Origin of the sequence: Pseudarthrobacter scleromae, assembly GCF_014644515.1 — a bacterium.
In the GTDB taxonomy this organism is placed as follows: Bacteria; Actinomycetota; Actinomycetes; order Actinomycetales; family Micrococcaceae; genus Arthrobacter; species Arthrobacter scleromae.
This window is the reverse complement of sequence record NZ_BMKV01000001.1, coordinates 603,906-619,128: the sequence shown is the minus strand read 5'-3', so window position 1 is coordinate 619,128 and position 15,223 is coordinate 603,906. Positions and strand designations below refer to the sequence as shown.

At 68.4% G+C, this 15,223-nt stretch carries 15 protein-coding genes; 4 read left to right on the top strand and 11 right to left on the bottom strand.

Annotated elements, in window-relative coordinates:
• Nucleotides 1-65: 65 nt before the first annotated feature.
• Complete coding sequence (locus IEX33_RS02965; protein ID WP_188727534.1) at nucleotides 66-1,586, bottom strand: ATP-dependent DNA ligase; 1,521 nt, start codon at nucleotides 1,584-1,586, stop codon at nucleotides 66-68.
• Between the two features lie 80 nt (nucleotides 1,587-1,666).
• Between IEX33_RS02965 and IEX33_RS02960 the strand changes: the two genes are divergently transcribed.
• The gene (locus IEX33_RS02960; RefSeq protein ID WP_188727532.1) at nucleotides 1,667-2,269 is read left to right on the top strand and encodes a dihydrofolate reductase family protein; all 603 of its coding nucleotides are present in this window, start codon (nucleotides 1,667-1,669) and stop codon (nucleotides 2,267-2,269) included.
• A 78-nt stretch (nucleotides 2,270-2,347) separates the two neighbouring features.
• On the opposite strand, the gene groL is transcribed toward IEX33_RS02960, so the two are convergent.
• Together groL and groES are read right to left on the bottom strand one after the other, a co-directional pair.
• Nucleotides 2,348-3,958 (bottom strand): chaperonin GroEL, encoded by a 1,611-nt coding sequence (gene groL, locus IEX33_RS02955; RefSeq protein WP_188727530.1) that lies wholly within the window; start codon nucleotides 3,956-3,958, stop codon nucleotides 2,348-2,350.
• Nucleotides 3,959-4,035: 77 nt separating this feature from the next.
• Entirely contained in the window at nucleotides 4,036-4,329 is a 294-nt protein-coding gene (gene groES, locus IEX33_RS02950; RefSeq protein ID WP_003805290.1) for a co-chaperone GroES, read from the bottom strand.
• Nucleotides 4,330-4,556: 227 nt separating this feature from the next.
• On the opposite strand from groES, the gene IEX33_RS02945 reads away from it, so the two are divergent.
• A complete protein-coding gene (locus IEX33_RS02945) occupies nucleotides 4,557-5,489 on the top strand; it encodes a DMT family transporter (RefSeq protein WP_188727528.1) in 933 nt (310 codons plus the stop codon).
• Here IEX33_RS02945 and IEX33_RS02940 read toward each other — a convergent pair.
• Entirely contained in the window at nucleotides 5,417-5,788 is a 372-nt protein-coding gene (locus tag IEX33_RS02940) for a hypothetical protein (protein ID WP_188727526.1), read from the bottom strand. The genes IEX33_RS02945 and IEX33_RS02940 overlap by 73 nt on opposite strands.
• 54 nt (nucleotides 5,789-5,842) lie before the next feature.
• Between IEX33_RS02940 and IEX33_RS02935 the strand changes: the two genes are divergently transcribed.
• Nucleotides 5,843-7,114, top strand: a complete 1,272-nt coding sequence (locus IEX33_RS02935; RefSeq protein WP_188727524.1) for a class I SAM-dependent methyltransferase — start codon at nucleotides 5,843-5,845, stop codon at nucleotides 7,112-7,114.
• Here IEX33_RS02935 and IEX33_RS02930 read toward each other — a convergent pair.
• Both IEX33_RS02930 and IEX33_RS02925 read right to left on the bottom strand, forming a co-directional pair.
• Nucleotides 7,098-7,907 carry a shikimate 5-dehydrogenase gene (locus tag IEX33_RS02930; RefSeq protein WP_188728186.1) on the bottom strand — a complete coding sequence of 270 codons (810 nt, stop codon included), beginning with the start codon at nucleotides 7,905-7,907 and terminating at the stop codon, nucleotides 7,098-7,100. The two genes, IEX33_RS02935 and IEX33_RS02930, sit on opposite strands and share 17 nt — an antisense overlap.
• A 107-nt stretch (nucleotides 7,908-8,014) precedes the next feature.
• Complete coding sequence (locus IEX33_RS02925; protein ID WP_188728184.1) at nucleotides 8,015-9,442, bottom strand: glycoside hydrolase family 3 N-terminal domain-containing protein; 1,428 nt, start codon at nucleotides 9,440-9,442, stop codon at nucleotides 8,015-8,017.
• A gap of 377 nt (nucleotides 9,443-9,819) precedes the next feature.
• Here IEX33_RS02925 and IEX33_RS02920 point away from each other — a divergent pair, with 377 nt between their 5' ends.
• On the top strand, nucleotides 9,820-10,971 hold the full coding sequence (locus IEX33_RS02920; protein WP_188727522.1) for a glutamate--cysteine ligase: 1,152 nt from the start codon (nucleotides 9,820-9,822) through the stop codon (nucleotides 10,969-10,971).
• 111 nt (nucleotides 10,972-11,082) lie between these two features.
• Here IEX33_RS02920 and tsaD read toward each other — a convergent pair whose 3' ends face one another.
• From tsaD to alr, 5 genes are read right to left on the bottom strand one after another with little or no spacing between them, the layout of a single operon-like run.
• The gene (gene tsaD / locus IEX33_RS02915) at nucleotides 11,083-12,186 is read right to left on the bottom strand and encodes a tRNA (adenosine(37)-N6)-threonylcarbamoyltransferase complex transferase subunit TsaD (protein WP_188727520.1); all 1,104 of its coding nucleotides are present in this window, start codon (nucleotides 12,184-12,186) and stop codon (nucleotides 11,083-11,085) included.
• Complete coding sequence (rimI, locus tag IEX33_RS02910; RefSeq protein WP_229675236.1) at nucleotides 12,183-12,689, bottom strand: ribosomal protein S18-alanine N-acetyltransferase; 507 nt, start codon at nucleotides 12,687-12,689, stop codon at nucleotides 12,183-12,185. Before rimI ends, tsaD begins: the two co-directional genes overlap by 4 nt.
• 44 nt (nucleotides 12,690-12,733) lie before the next feature.
• On the bottom strand, nucleotides 12,734-13,405 hold the full coding sequence (tsaB, locus tag IEX33_RS02905) for a tRNA (adenosine(37)-N6)-threonylcarbamoyltransferase complex dimerization subunit type 1 TsaB (RefSeq protein ID WP_188727519.1): 672 nt from the start codon (nucleotides 13,403-13,405) through the stop codon (nucleotides 12,734-12,736).
• Entirely contained in the window at nucleotides 13,405-13,947 is a 543-nt protein-coding gene (gene tsaE, locus IEX33_RS02900) for a tRNA (adenosine(37)-N6)-threonylcarbamoyltransferase complex ATPase subunit type 1 TsaE (protein ID WP_188728182.1), read from the bottom strand. The genes tsaB and tsaE overlap by 1 nt, the downstream gene beginning before the upstream one ends.
• 35 nt (nucleotides 13,948-13,982) lie before the next feature.
• The gene (gene alr, locus IEX33_RS02895; protein ID WP_188727517.1) at nucleotides 13,983-15,203 is read right to left on the bottom strand and encodes an alanine racemase; all 1,221 of its coding nucleotides are present in this window, start codon (nucleotides 15,201-15,203) and stop codon (nucleotides 13,983-13,985) included.
• Between the last annotated feature and the right edge of the window lie 20 nt (nucleotides 15,204-15,223).

Genomic DNA, 15,223 nt, shown 5'->3' with positions numbered 1-15,223 from the left:
GCCGCGCGCTGGACGCTGAGGTACTTAAGCGTCACGGTACGCCCGCAGACGAACCGGCACAACTGCTAACGAAGCAGTCCGCGCAGCGTCTGTATGGTGTCCGCTTCCGCGGCCGTTTTGTCCTCGCGGTACCGCTTGACGCGGGCGAACCGGAGCGCGATCCCACCGGGGTAGCGCGGGGACTGCTGCACACCGTCGATGGCGATCTCCACCACGGTGACGGGTTCCATCCAGACCGTACCGGCCGTGCGCCGGACCTCAAGCACCTGGAACCTCTCCGTCTGCCAGCGCAGCAGCGCATCGGTGAGGCCCTTGAAGGTCTTGCCCACCATGACGTAGCCGCCGGGTTCACCGAACTCGCCGGCCGGATCGAGGGCTCCGAGATGCAGGTTGGAGAGCAGCCCTGTGCGGCGGCCCGACCCCCACTCGCAGGCAAGGACCACGAGATCGTAGGTCAGTACCGGCTTTACCTTGATCCAGTTGGAACCGCGCCTGCCGGCGGCGTAGGCCGATCCCACCGCCTTCACCACCACGCCCTCGTGGCCCGCGGCGAGCGCATCGCGCGAGACCCTTTCGGCAACACCTGGGTCCGCCGTGATCTTCCCCGGAATCCGGTGCTCCGGGGCGATCCGCTCCAGCACGCCGATGCGCGTGGACAGCGGTTCGTCCAGGAGGTCGCGCCCGTCGATGTGCAGCACGTCGAAGAACCAGGGATGCAGCACCGTGCTCCGTGCCGCGTCGGCCCCGAACCGGGACATGGTCTCCTGGAACGGCCGGGGGCCGCCGTCCTCGTCGAGGGCCAGGGTCTCGCCGTCCAGGATCACGTTACGCACCGGCAGCGCGCGCACCACCTCCACCACCTCGGGCAGCCGGTGGGTCACGTCGGCCAGGGTGCGTGTGTAGATGCCCACGTCGTCGCCGGAGCGGTGCACCTGGATGCGGGCGCCGTCGAGCTTGTATTCCACGGACGCCTCTCCCGTCGCCTCAAGCGCGGCGCGTGCGCTGGCCGCGGTGGAGGCTAGCATCGGCTGGACCGGCCGGCCCACCACGAGGCCGACGGCGTCGAGCTGGGCTGCCGTGCCCGTGATGGCCAGCAGGGCTGTTTCGCCGAGGTCTCCGGAGAGCATCGCGGCGCGGCGCACGGAGTCGACAGGCCGGTCAGAGGCCCGGGCAACGGCATCCGTCAGCACCCCCTCAAGCGCACCCGTGCGCAGCTCCCCGAGCATGACGCCGGCGATGAAAGCCTGCTCCCGTTCGGTGGCTGCCGCCGTGAGCGTCCGGAGGGTCGCGGCGCGCTCCGCCGCAGACCCGGCGCCGCCGGCGGCAAGCAGCCGGTCCAAAACCGCGTCGACGTCGGCAACGGTAAGGCGGGGTTCCGCGGCGGGCTCCCCCATGGCCGCGGACATGCCGCGCCAGCCCACCCCCACCCGGCCCTGGCGGGGCCTGGCGGTGAGCAAACCGACGGTGGTGGCGATCTCCCCTGGCTCCAGCCGGCGCAACAGGTCCGCCAGGGCGTCCACCTTCGCGAGCCGGGAACGGGTGGATGCGATCTTATCCGTAGTTTTCACGAGCTCGTCGAGCAGCATGGCATCAGTCTGCCACGCCCGCCTGCCCGGGCAGTTCCGGATTGCTGGACAGCGCCGGAGCACTGTCCCAGACTGGACGGGTGGGAATCATCGTGGCGAACCTGTTCCTTACCCTGGACGGCGTCTACCAGGGGCCCGGCGGCAGCGAAGAAGACACGGAGGGCGGCTTCGCCTTCGGTGGCTGGCAGGCGCCGGTCTCCGACGAGGAGGCTGAGGCGGCCATCGAGGCCGAAGTCGGCCACATGGACGCCCTGCTGCTCGGCCGGAAGACCTACGACATCTTCGCGGGCTACTGGCCGCACCAGTCCGGGGACATCGGCGGGATTCTCAACCGGGTGCCCAAGTTCGTCGTCTCGAGCAGCCTGGCGGATCCCGCCTGGGCAGGCACGTCGGTGCTGCCGGATGCCACGGCCGCGGGCAGTCTCCGCGACAGGTACGGGCAGGTGCACATGTTCGGCAGCGGCGTTCTCATCCGTTCGCTGCTCGCCGCAAACGTGCTCGACCGCCTCCACCTCTGGCTCTATCCGGTGGTCCTCGGCCAGGGCAAGCGCCTCTTCGGCGCCGGGACAGTCCCCGCCTCATACCGTCTCGCGGAGCCGGCCCGCAGCTTTCCGAAGGGGGCGGTGTCACTGGTCTACGAGCGTACGGGCGACGTGGAGACGCAGAACATGCCAGGAACCTAGTCTCCAAGGCACAAAAAACCGGTCCAGCGGATGCTGGACCGGTTCTTTGTTTGCACGGTTGCGTGCGGAACTGCAGGGTTAGTGGCTGTGGCCTGCGTGCTCGTCCTCTTCGGCCGGCTTCTCCACCACCAGGGTCTCGGTGGTGAGAACCAGGGCAGCGATGGAGGCCGCGTTGCGGAGGGCCGCACGGGTGACCTTGACGGGGTCGATGACACCGGCAGCGATCAGGTCCTCGTACTCGCCTGACTTGGCGTTGAAGCCGTTGTTGGTTTCCAGGTCGGCAACCTTGGACGTCACAACGTAGCCGTCGAAGCCCGCGTTCTGGGCGATCCAGCGCAGCGGCTGGACCAGGGCGCGGCGGACGATGCCCACGGCAGCAGCGGCGTCGCCTTCGAGTGCCTTGACGGAGGGGTCCTCATCCAGTGCCTTCAGGGCGTGGATCAGGGCCGAACCACCGCCGGCAACGATGCCTTCTTCAAGGGCAGCGCGGGTGGAGGACACAGCGTCCTCGATGCGGTGCTTCTTTTCCTTGAGCTCAACCTCGGTGGCGGCGCCAACCTTGATGACACCAATGCCGCCGGCCAGCTTGGCCAGGCGCTCCTGGAGCTTTTCACGGTCCCAGTCGGAATCGGTGCGGGTCAGCTCGGCGCGGAGCTGGGCTACGCGTGCTGCCACGTCTTCGGCCGAACCTGCGCCGTCAACGATGGTGGTGTTGTCCTTGGTGACCGTGATGCGGCGGGCGGTACCCAGCACCTCAAGGCCAACGGTGTCCAGGCTCAGGCCCAGTTCCGGGGAAACAACCTGTGCACCGGTGAGGGTGGCGATGTCCTGCAGCATGGCCTTGCGGCGGTCGCCGAAGCCCGGAGCCTTGACGGCAACAACGTTCAGGGTGCCGCGGATGCGGTTGACGATCAGCGTGGACAGGGCCTCGCCGTCAACGTCTTCGGCGATGATGAAGAGCGGCTTGGAGCTCTGCAGCGCCTTCTCAAGCAGCGGCAGGAATTCCTGGATGTTGGAGATCTTGCCCTGGTTGATCAGGATGAGGGCGTCCTCAAGGACTGCTTCCTGGCGTTCCGCGTCGGTGACGAAGTACGGGGACAGGTAGCCCTTGTCGAACTGCATGCCCTCGGTCAGGACCAGTTCGGTCTGCGTGGTGGAGGATTCCTCGATGGTGATCACACCATCCTTGCCAACCTTGCCGAAGGCCTCGGCGAGAAGTTCGCCAACCTCGTCGCTCTGGGCGGAAATCGCTGCAACGTTGGCCACCTGGGTGCCTTCAACGGGGCGGGCGTTCTCGAGCAGGCGGGCAGCGACGGCTTCAACGGAAACCTCGATGCCGCGCTTGATCTGGCCGGGGGCGGCGCCTGCCGCTACGTTGCGCAGGCCTTCCTTGACCAGCGCCTGCGCCAGGACGGTTGCGGTGGTGGTGCCGTCACCGGCAACATCGTTGGTCTTGGTGGCTACTTCCTTGGCCAGCTGCGCGCCAAGGTTCTCGTAGGGGTCGTCCAGTTCCACTTCGCGGGCGATGGTGACGCCGTCGTTCGTGATGGTGGGAGCGCCCCACTTCTTGTCCAGGACGACGTTGCGGCCGCGGGGGCCGAGCGTCACCTTGACGGTGTTGGCGAGCTTATCGATGCCGGCTTCAAGAGACCGGCGGGCAGCGTCGTTAAACGCAAGCTGCTTTGCCATGGTTTTGTCCTTTCAAGACAGAACCCCGCGCAGCTGACCAGCAGAGAGCATGACCAGCGGCACGGGGATCCGGAGAGTTACTTTACGACGATCGCCAGGACGTCGCGGGCGGAGAGCACGAGGTACTCGGTGCCGCCGGTCTTGACTTCAGTTCCGCCGTACTTGGAGTAGATGACGACGTCGCCAACGGCTACGTCGACGGGAACGCGGTTGCCGTCTTCGAAGCGGCCGGGGCCTACTGCAACAACTTCGCCTTCCTGCGGCTTCTCCTGTGCGGAGTCCGGGATCACCAGGCCGGAAGCCGTGGTCTGCTCGGCTTCGAGCGGGCGGACAACAATACGATCCTCAAGAGGCTTAATAGAGACCGACACTCGGACCTCTCCTTCTTCGTCAGCAAATTCGTGGACTGGAAAGCTTTCCGCCGTGGCTGGCAAACCGTCGTCGCGGTGCCGGCAGCAGCCTGGCTGGCAGCTCTTCATGTATTAGCACCCTCCTAGGGAGAGTGCTAATACAGACTGTATGCAAGGGTTAGCACTCGGTCAAGGCGAGTGCCAGAGTTTCGTCATGGGCGGAACACGGGGACGTGTAGATTTGCCGGGTGCGAGCCGCTGTTTACCTGATTCTTGCCACCCTCTTCTGGGCGGGAAACTTTGTTGTGGGACAGGCGGCCATGCAGACCATGCAGCCGCTCCAGCTGACGTTCTGGCGGTGGGCCCTGGCGGCTGTGCCGCTGCTGGTCCTGGCGCAGCTGGTGGAAAAACCGGACTGGCGCGCCGTCCTGCGCCACTGGCCGGCGCTGCTGGTCCTGAGCTGCCTGGGCATGAGCGCCTACACCCTGCTGCTGTACAGCGCGCTGGGGCACACCTCGGCCCTGAACGCTTCCCTGGTGACTGCTGCAAACCCTGCCCTGATCACGGTCCTGGCCGTGGTCCTGCTCCGGGACAGGCCGCGCCCGCTGGGTTGGGCAGGGATTGCGCTGGGCCTCTGCGGAGTCCTGCTGGTCCTTACCGGAGGCGACCTGCAGCGGCTGCTGACCTTCTCGATCAATGCCGGCGAGCTGCTGATCGTCGCGGCCATCACGGTGTGGGGCTTCTACACGATCACCGCCCGCAGGCTGTCCGTCCCGGCGATCACGTCCACCGCCGTGCAGGTGGCCATGGCGGCTGTTGTCCTGGTCCCCTTTGCAATGGCCACGGGGGCCGGGCTGCCGGCCACGGCCTCCGAAGGCTGGTCCCTGGCCTACATCGTCCTCTTCCCTTCGCTGGGTTCCTACCTGCTGTGGAACCTGGCGCTCAAACGCACCACCGCTGCAAACGCCGGGAACTACCTCAACCTCATCGCCGTGTTTACCGCCATCATCACGGTCGCACTGGGCCAGCCCGTCACGGTCCCCCAGGTCCTGGGCGGCATCCTGGTTATTTCAGGGGTCCTGCTGACCAGTACCGGCGGCACAGCACCTCAGCGGCCCAGGTCCTCGAAGTCGACGTCCTCGCCGCCGTCGCCCTCTCCGGCCGAGTTCCGCCCGCGGTAAAGCAGCACCGCGGCAGCCGCGGCCGTCATGAGCGATACAACCAGGAAGAAGATGCTGCCCGCGCGGGCTCCGGTGTACAGCCCGCGGATGTCCTGGGCCTCCTGCGTGTCGTCCTGGATGCTGCTGCCGCCCACCGAATAGACGGTGGCGTTGAAGGCATCCAGGAAGAAGATGATCACCAGAAGCGCGGTGCACACCACGGCAACCACGGCGCTGACAATCAGTGCCGGGCGGGCGAACCGCGCCAGGCCCCCGGGGTGGTGCTGGCGGGACTGCGGGGTACCTGCACTGTCTTTCATGGCTTCAACACTATCGGCCCGCCGGCATGCCGCTCCTCCACTAGGCTGGAACCCATGGCTCAAGCTCCCCAGGACCAGATTGCACCACTGCTCACCCCGGAAGGCTGGGAGCTTCTGGCGTCCCTGGGCCCTTACCAGGAGGAGAAATCCTTCGAGCTGAACTCGGCCCTCCGCAAGGCCGGCCACTCCCCTGAACTGGTCTCCGCCGTCCTGACCCAGTCCAGGCTCCGCACCAGGGCGGCCGCAAAGTTCGGCGAGTTTGCCCGCAGCATGCTGTTCACCCGGGCCGGACTGGAACAGGCAACCCGGCTCAACGTTGCCGCACGCCACGCCCAGCGGTTCGCGGAGGCCGGAATCAGCCACGTTGCAGACCTGGGCTGCGGGCTGGCGGCGGACTCCCTGGCGCTGGCGTCCATGGACATCAACGTCACCGCCGTGGAGATGGACGAGACCACGGCAGCCTGCGCCACCGTCAACCTGATCCCGTTCCCCAACGCCACCGTGGTCCATGCGGACGCCACGGCAGTGCCGCTGGACGGGGTCGACGGCGTCTGGCTGGACCCGGCGCGCCGTGTCACTTCCACGTCGGGCACCAAGCGGATCTGGGACCCCGAGGCTTTTTCCCCGCCCTTGTCCTTCGTTGAGGACCTGGCGGCCTCCGGCCTGGCCGTGGGGGTCAAGATGGGGCCGGGCATGCCGCACGATTCCGTTCCGGCAAGCTGCGAAGCGCAGTGGGTCTCCGTGGCCGGGGATGTGACGGAGGTGGCGCTGTGGTTCAACGCAGTGCGCCGGCCGGGAGTCCGCCGGGCTGCGCTGGTGCTCGGCGCCCAGGGGGCGGCTGAGCTGACCAGCGGAGAAGACTTCGGCGCCGGTCCTGCCGCTCCGGTGGGCCCGGTGGAGGGCTACCTCTACGAACCCGACGGCGCGGTGATCCGCGCCGGGCTGGTGGCGGACATCGCGCTGCAGCTTGGCGGACACCTGGTGGATGAGCACATCGCCTATGTGTGCGCGCCGGAGCTGGTGGATACACCGTTTGCGCGCGCCTACAAGGTCCTGGAGGTCATGCCCTACAACGTCAAGGCGCTCAAGGCCTGGGTGAAGGACAACGGCATCGGCGTGCTGGACATCAAGAAGCGCGGCACCGCCGTCACGCCCGAGGAGCTCCGCAAGCAGCTCCTCCCCGGGGGAAAGAGCGCAGCCGGCAAGAACGCCGGAATCAAAACAGCCACCCTGGTCCTGACCCGCATCGGGGAGGACCGGGTGGCCATCGTGGTGGAGCCGGCGCAGGGCGCTGCCCGAGAAGAAACTGCTACTGGGCCCGCATGAACTCCTCGGCGGCACGCACCTGCTCAGCGGTGGGCCGCACGCCGGTGTAGAGCACGAACTGCTCAAGGGCCTGGATGGTGGCCACTTCCGCACCGGTGATCACCGGCTTTCCCGCGGCCCGCGCGGCCTTGATCAGCGGGGTTTCGGCCGGCAGCGCCACGACGTCGAAAACCACCCGGGCGGCGCCGATGGCCTCCTGCGGGAAGGCGAGCGCGTCAGCTTCCGCCCCGCCTGCCTTACCCCCTGCCATACCGATAGGCGTCACGTTAATGATCAAGTCCGCCGTCCCGCCGTCGAGCGCTTCCTGCCACCTGAAGCCGTACTGGTCCGCGAGCGCACGCCCGGCAACCTCGTTCCGGGCGATGACCGTGACATCCGCGAAGCCGGCGTCGCGGAGCGCGGCAACGGTGGCCTTGGCCATGCCGCCCGCTCCCTGGACCAGGACCGAATAGCTGGTGGGCACCTTATTGGTGGCCAGGAGCTGCTCGATCGCGGTGTAGTCGGTGTTGTACGCCTTCAAGCGCCCGTCCGTGTTCACAATGGTGTTGACGGAGTCGATGGCCTTGGCCGAGGGGTCCATCTCGTCCACCAGCGCAATCACATCCTCCTTGTACGGCATGGAGATGGCGCAGCCGCGGATGCCCAGGCCGCGAACGCCCGCAATGGCCTGTTCCAGGTTCGTGGGGGCGAACGCCTTGTAGATCCAGTTGAGGTTCAGCTGCTCGTACAGGTGGTTGTGGAAACGGGTCCCGTTGTTGCTGGGCCGCGCCGAGAGCGAGATGCAGAGGGTCATGTCTTTATTAAGAATGGGCACCCGACCATTAAACGGGATTCCCAACCAGGTAGCAGCAGATGTCGGTATAGGGGTCCAAACGGACATCTGCTGCTACCTAGTTGGGATCAGGGGCAGCCGGTTCCCGCCGGGAAGTTTCCGACGGCGGCCGGCAGCTTACCCGGTGCGCCCGCCTTCCCCGCCAGGACAGCGGCGAGGGCATCGAAGGCGCCGTCGCTCCGCCCATAAAGGGCCACCTTCACCGGCGCCGTCGAGTCCCGCAGCGGCCAGGGAGCATCCAGTGCCACGGCAATGTCCCCTCCCGCACCCCGGCCGCCGTAGCCGATCAGGCTGACCAGAGGTCCGGAGCCTAAGGCCAGCCCCGCCCTGGCTGCGGCTGCCTCGAAGCGTGCCCTGTCCGCCGGCGAGCCGCCGTGCACCCGTACCGCGCCGGGAACCAGCGGGCCGGTGCAGGGTCCGGAGAGCATGGTGACCGCTGAGGCGGAGACGTGGGCTGACAGGGCTCCGCCGCTGCCTGCCGGGGCGCCGGCTGCCGCGGCTGTCCGGCCGTGCCAGGCCATCATGGTGGCCACTCGGCGGGCTGCCTCGTCCAGCCGCTCCGGGGGCAGGGCGCCGGAGGACACAGCCTGGACGATCGCGGCGTGGGCCTGGGCTACGTCGGCGGGCATCAGCAGGAGGTCCGCGCCGGCGGCGAGGGCCATCACCGCGGCGGCGCCGCCGGGGTACTGCTTGGTCACGGCGCCCATGTTCAGGGCATCCGTCACCGCCACCCCCTTGAACCCGAGCCCCCGCAGTGCCGCGTAGGCAGGGCCGGAGAGTGACGCCGGGACGCCGGGTTCCAGCGCCGGGACCGCAATGTGCCCGGTCATCACCATCGGAGATCCGGCGTCGATGGCGGCCCGGAACGGCCTCCAGTCGCGGGCGCCGAGCTCCGCCACCGTGGAGGGCTGCGCCGGGAGGTTGTGGTGGGAGTCGACCGTCACGGAGCCGTGCCCCGGAAAGTGCTTCACGGCCGGCAGCACCCCCGCGGCGAGCATTCCCTGCGAGAACGCCACGCCGAGCGCGGCGGCAGCGTCGGGGTCCGCGGACATGGACCTGGCGCCAATGGTGGGATCGGCGGGCCCGATGGTGACGTCGGTGCCGGGAGCGAAATCCAGGTTGAACCCGAGGGGTACCAGTTCCGCGGCCAGGCCCTGCCCCGCTTCCCGGGCCAGCGGCACGCTGCCGGCTGCGCCGTAGCTCATGGGGGTGGGCCATTCGGTCAGGGGCAGGCCCAGCCGGGCAACCTGGCCGCCTTCCTGGTCCACCGCGATGATCCCGGGCCACGGCCGTCCCCCGGCGGCGGCAGCCAACCGCTGGTTGATGGCAGCCATGCCCTGCACGTCCATCCTGCCCTGGGCGTCAAGGGGAACGTTGTCGCCCATGATGATGGACCCGGCAAGGTGCAGCCGCTCGATGGCCGCTGCGTGGGCCTCCACCTCCTTGCCCTTGAAGAAGGGAAGGAGGACCTGGCCGGCCTTCTCCTCGGTGCTCATCGCCGCCACCGCCGCAGCTGCCGCGTCCTGGTCGCGCTGTTGGGGCCCCCAGCCCAGTGGCCGGGTACCCGGATCAGGCGACGGGGAAGGTGTGGCGGGCGCCGTCGTCGTATGTGGCGTGGGGGTGGCAGAGGGGGCAGATGGGGCCGACGACGACGGGGCAGGGCCCGGCGCTGCCGTGCAGGACGCCAGGGCTACTGCGGCAGAGGCTGCCGCGATGAAGGGGAGGGATGTGTGAAGACTGTCACGCAGGGGTCGGAACAAGGCCATCAATACGATGCTACCCCTGCACTAGACTTGAACCACCCGTTCGCCTGCCGGCAGCAGACTGTCAGTGACGGCGTGAGCCAGCGGCAAACAGGACAGTTAGGACATGCGTGAAGATCGATTTCGCTACATCAAGGCAGTCAACCCTTGGTGTTGAATGGGAACTCGCGCTGGTGGACGGCCGGACGGGCGAACTCGCATCCGTGGCCAATGAGGTGCTCCGCGGCGTAGCGTCCCGCCACCCCGAGCTGAACGAAGACGACGAGCACCCGCACATCAAGCAGGAACTCCTGCTGAACACGGTGGAACTGGTCACGGGTATCTGCGAAACCGCGGCCGAAGCCAAGGAAGACCTCAGCCGTTCGCTGACCGCCGTGCGCGAGATCACCGATCCCATGGGCGTGGAACTGTTCTGCGCCGGAAGCCACCCGTTCAGCCCGCCGCAGCTGCAGCCGGTCACGGACAAGGCGCGCTACGCAAAACTCATTGACCGCACGCAGTGGTGGGGCCGGCAGATGGTCATCTATGGCGTGCACGTCCACGTGGGGCTGGACCGCCGGGACAAGGTGCTGCCCGTGCTGGACGGGCTGGTCAACTACTTCCCGCACTTCCAGGCGCTCTCCGCGTCCAGCCCGTTCTGGGGCGGTGAGGACACCGGCTACGCATCCCAGCGGGCCCTGATGTTCCAGCAGCTCCCCACGGCCGGCCTGCCTTTCCAGTTCCACTCCTGGGAGGAATACGAGTCCTATGTGCAGGACATGTTCACCACCGGGGTGATCGACACGCTCTCGGAGATCCGCTGGGACATCCGGCCGGTCCCAAACCTGGGCACCATCGAGATGCGGATTTGCGACGGCCTGGCCACCTTGGAGGAGGTGGGCGCCATCGCAGCCCTCACCCAGTGCCTGGTGGACGAGTTCTCCACCACCCTGGACAACGGCGGGACCATTCCCACGATGCCGCCCTGGCATGTCCAGGAAAACAAGTGGCGCGCTGCCCGCTACGGCATGGACGCCATCATCATCCTCGACGCCGCGGGCAAGGAGCAGCTGGTCACCGAGCACCTGCTGGAAACCCTCAACCGGCTCGAACCCGTGGCCGCCAAGCTGCGCTGCACGGACGAGCTTGCCGACGTCGAGAAGATCATCCGCCGCGGGGCGGGCTACCAGCGCCAGCGCCGCGTGGCAGCCGAACACGGCGGTGATCTCCAGGCCGTGGTGCTGGACCTGGTCAAGCAGATGCGCAACGGCCCCACCGCCTGACCCTGCCCGCCCGAAACGGGGCACTTCGGCACGGACACGCCCGCCGCCGTCGTGAATTACGACGGCGGCGCCCCCAAAGTGCCCCGCGACGGTTCGCTGGGCCTACTGTCGTTAGGCCGGCAGGGACACCGACGTGACCGGCATCGAGGAATCCGGGGCGAAGCGGATGCCGCTGGGTGCCACTCCGGCCATCACCAGCTGGGCACCCAGGGCGGCCACCATGGCGCCGTTGTCCGTGCACAGGTCCAGCGGCGGCACGTGCAGCCGGATCCCGGCCGAGGCACAGCGCTGCCCGGTCAGCTCGCGGAGCCGGGAGTTGGCCGCGACTCCGCCGCCCAGGAGCACGTCCTTGATGCCGTGTTCCCGGCAGGCCAGCACGGCCTTCGAGGAAATGATGTCCACTACGGCTTCCTGGAACGCCGCCGCAATGTCAGCCACCGGAATCTCCTCCCCGCGAGCCTCAAACTGCTCCACGCACCGGGCCACCGCGGTCTTGAGGCCGCTGAAGGACCAGTCATACCTGTGCTTGCCCGGTTCCTCGGCGGTCCCCATGTACTTGGGCTGGCTCAGGCCGCGGGGGAAGCGGATGGACTTCGGGTTGCCGGTGCGGGCCACTTTGTCGATGGCCGGCCCGCCCGGGTAGCCGAGGCCCAGGATGCGGGCCACCTTGTCGTAGGCTTCGCCGGCGGCGTCGTCGATGGTGGAGCCCAGGAGCTGCACGTCGTCTGTGATGCTGTTGATCCTCAGGATTTCGGTGTGGCCGCCGGAGACCAGCAGCGCACCGAGGTTCTCCGGGAGCTGCGGGCCTGCGCCATTGTGCCGGCCGCTGCCTGCCCCGTCCAGCAGCCCCACGCCGACGTGGGCCACGAGGTGGTTGATGGCGTACAGCGGCTTGCCGGTGGCCACGGCCAGGGCCTTGGCGGCGCAGACGCCCACCATGAGGGCTCCGGCCAGGCCCGGACCCGAGGTGACGGCGATGGCGTCCACGTCATCGAGGGCCACGCCTGCGTCGGACAATGCCTGCTCCAGCGTGGGGACGAAGGCGTCCAGGTGCGCGCGGGAGGCGATCTCGGGGATGACGCCGCCGAACCGGACGTGCTCGTCCATGGAGGATGACACGGTGTTGGTCAGCAGCGTGGTTCCGCGCACGATTCCCACTCCGGTCTCGTCGCAGGACGACTCGATGCCCAGCACCAGTGGCTGCGTGCGGTTCATGGCTGGGGTCCTTCCTGGGGATCCGCGGCTTCGGGATTCGCGTTGTGGGGGTTCGGGGCGCCTGTACTCCCGGACGTGCCGGCGAGCTGGAGGCGCATGATCAGGGCATCGACGCCGTCGCGGTAATACCGGGGGCGGACGTGGATCTGCTCAAAGCCAAACCGGACGTACAGCTGCTGCGCCCGCGGGTTGTCCGCCCGGACCTCCAGCAGGACGTCCGCAGCCCGCCTGCGCCGGGCCTCGTCAATGAGGGCGGTGAGCAGCGTGGTGCCGATGCCCCGGCCCTCATATTCGGGGACGACGGCGATGGTCTGGACATCCGCGATGGGCTCGATGCACATCAGGCCCGCATAGCCCACGATGCCGTCGCTGCCCTGCGCCACGAGGTAGCGGCGGGTTTCCGGCTGGGAGAGTTCGTCGAGGAACATCTGGAGGGGCCAGGCGTCCACCGGGAAAAGCCGCTGTTCCAGGGCGCTGACCGCGGGGACATCGTCCAGCGTCATATCGCGGACGGTCACGCCAGCGCCGGGGTGGCCGGGTGTGCGGTTCACAGGGCCCTCTTCCGCGGTCCGGGGACCTGGGCGTCGGACTCCCGGAGGTACAGCGGCGTGGAGTCGAGGAGGCCGCTGCCCGCTTCGAGCCGTGCCAGCGCGAACTTGCCCAGGTACAGGGCATCCGGCTGTTCCTGCGCAAAGTCGGGGTGGGCCTTCAGCGCATCAGCGTAAAGACCGGCACCGGCACCGAAGGCGGGCAGGTCCGGGAGGTCGGCGGCGAAGCTGACGTGCGGGCCGTCCTCCAGGACTGGAAGCCGGCCGTCCGCGAGGCTGTAGCGCGCCCAGTAGACCTCTTTGCGGCGCGCGTCCGTTGCCACCAGGAACTCGGGGACGGCCGCGGCGGATTCAGCCACTTCCAGGGCCATGGCGTCCAGGCTGACCAGCCCGTGGAGGGGTTTGCCCCAGACGAAAGCCAGGGTCCGCGCGGTGGCGATTCCGGACCGCAATCCGGTGAACGGTCCGGGACCCACCCCCACCACCAGGGCGTCGACGTCGTTTCCGGTCACGCCGGCGCCTGCGAGCATCTCCTCGATCCCGGGGGCAAGCACCTCGGCGTGGCTCCGGGTGTCCTCGGTGGAGAAGCTGGCCAGCACGGAGCCCGGCGCCTCAGAGGAAACCAGGGCGGCGCTGGCAACGGCGGAAGTGTCAATGGCCAGGATCAGCATCAGCGCACCCCTTCCCTGGCCGCGCCAAGTTCCGGGGCTTCGGGCCACCGCGGGCCGTAGCCGCGCATCACGATGGTGCGGGGTTCGTCCGCATCATCGGTGTCGAAGTCCAGGCCGGCGGAGGGCAGCCCGTCGTCAAGTCCAACTGCGCGGTGCAAATCGATCTCGAGCCTGCTCTCGCTGAGGTGCTCCACCCGGTCCCGGCCCCACTCCACCACCGTCACGGAGGAGTCCAGGGTGTTTTCCAGGTCGATGTCGTCAATCTCCGCGGCCGAGTCCAGCCGGTAGGCGTCCACGTGCACCAGGTCCGGGCCACCGGGCCGCGGCCCCGCAGGCAGGTTGGGGTGGATGCGGACCAGGACGAACGTCGGCGAGATAATGCCTTCCCGGACGCCCAGCCCCTCCCCCAGGCCCTGCGTGAATGTGGTCTTCCCGGCACCCAGCCCACCGCTGAGCACCAGTAGGTCCCCGGCCTGCAGGACCGCCGCGAGACGGAGGGCCAGCGCATGGGTCTGCTCCGCCGTCGTCGCTGTTAACGTCATTTCCCAGTTGGGCCGGGGAGCCTGGCCGTTGGTGGTCACGAGAGCTTCTCCTGGCTGGATGCGGAGGTCCGGTCCTCTTCGTTGATGAAGCGCCGCGGCACCCTGGGGCTGATCCTGGTGACGATCTCGTAGTTGATGGTTCCGGCGGCGCGGGCCCAGTCATCGGCGGTGGGGCCGCCGTCGGCTCCGTCCCCGAACAGTTCCGCCTCGGCACCCAGCAGGTCCGCACCCGCTCCGCCGATGCCGCCGAGGTCGATGACCATCTGGTCCATGGCAATCCGGCCCACCACCGGGTAGGTCCGGCCGGCCACCCGTACGGGACCGCCGGTGGCGGACCGCGGCACCCCGTCCGCGTAACCCACCGGGATCAGGCCCAGCGTGCTGTCTCCCCGGGTGCGGTAGTGGAGGCCGTAGGAGACGCCCTGCCCGTCCGGCACCTCCTTGCACTGGGACACCAGGGTCCGCAGGGTCATGGCCGGGCGGAGCCCCAGTTCGGCGGAGCTCTGGCCGGCGAACGGGGACAGCCCGTAAATGCCCAGGCCAACGCGGACCAGGTCGAAGTGGGTATCGGGCCGGGACAGCGTGGCGGGAGTGTTGGCCAGGTGGCGGACCTCCGGGTCCACGCCGGCGTCCTCCGCCACGGCCAGGACTTCGCGGAACGTGGCCAGCTGCTGGTCGGTTTCGGGACGTTCCGGCTCATCGGCGACGGCGAGGTGGGAGAAAATGCCCACCACGCGCAGCAGGCCCTGGTCCTGGTAGTCCATCGCTTCGCCCACCAGCTGGTCCCAGCTGTCCAGGGCCGCGCCGTTGCGTCCCAGTCCGGTGTCCACTTTCAGGTGGACGCGGGCCGGGCGCTCCTGTTCCCGGGCTGCGGCCACAATGCGGTCCAGTTCCCAGCCGGAGCAGCCAATGTCCACGCCGGCAGCCACGGCGGCTCCGAAGTTGCTTTCCGTGGTGTGCAGCCAGGCCAGCAGCGGCGCGTCAATGCCGGCAGCCCGGAGCGCCAGGGCCTCCGAAATGTGGGCCACGCCCAGCCAGGACGCTCCTGCCTCCAGGGCTGCCCGCGCCACCGGCACGGCACCGTGCCCGTAGGCATCTGCCTTGACCACGGCCATGACTTTCGCCGGGGATGCGGCAGCGGCGAGGCGGCGGACGTTGTGCCGGATGGCGTCCAGGTCAATCACGGCGGACCGTTCATAGCGGGAGCCGTGTCCCGGGGCAGCACTGAATTCGCCGGTTGTTGCGGGGTAAGTCACCCTAGTGATTCTAGTGCTGG

Excerpts from the sequence above, each read along its gene's own strand:
- IEX33_RS02940 (WP_188727526.1), bottom strand. The coding sequence starts at position 5,788 with ATGAAAGACAGTGCAGGTACCCCGCAGTCCCGCCAGCACCACCCCGGG.
- IEX33_RS02925 (WP_188728184.1), bottom strand. The coding sequence starts at position 9,442 with ATGAGCACCGAGGAGAAGGCCGGCCAGGTCCTCCTTCCCTTCTTCAAG.
- IEX33_RS02935 (WP_188727524.1), top strand. The coding sequence starts at position 5,843 with ATGGCTCAAGCTCCCCAGGACCAGATTGCACCACTGCTCACCCCGGAA.
- groL (WP_188727530.1), bottom strand. The coding sequence starts at position 3,958 with ATGGCAAAGCAGCTTGCGTTTAACGACGCTGCCCGCCGGTCTCTTGAA.
- tsaB (WP_188727519.1), bottom strand. The coding sequence starts at position 13,405 with ATGCTGATCCTGGCCATTGACACTTCCGCCGTTGCCAGCGCCGCCCTG.
- IEX33_RS02930 (WP_188728186.1), bottom strand. The coding sequence starts at position 7,907 with ATGACCCTCTGCATCTCGCTCTCGGCGCGGCCCAGCAACAACGGGACC.
- tsaD (WP_188727520.1), bottom strand. The coding sequence starts at position 12,186 with ATGAACCGCACGCAGCCACTGGTGCTGGGCATCGAGTCGTCCTGCGAC.
- IEX33_RS02965 (WP_188727534.1), bottom strand. The coding sequence starts at position 1,586 with ATGCTGCTCGACGAGCTCGTGAAAACTACGGATAAGATCGCATCCACC.
- tsaE (WP_188728182.1), bottom strand. The coding sequence starts at position 13,947 with ATGACGTTAACAGCGACGACGGCGGAGCAGACCCATGCGCTGGCCCTC.
- rimI (WP_229675236.1), bottom strand. The coding sequence starts at position 12,689 with ATGACGCTGGACGATGTCCCCGCGGTCAGCGCCCTGGAACAGCGGCTT.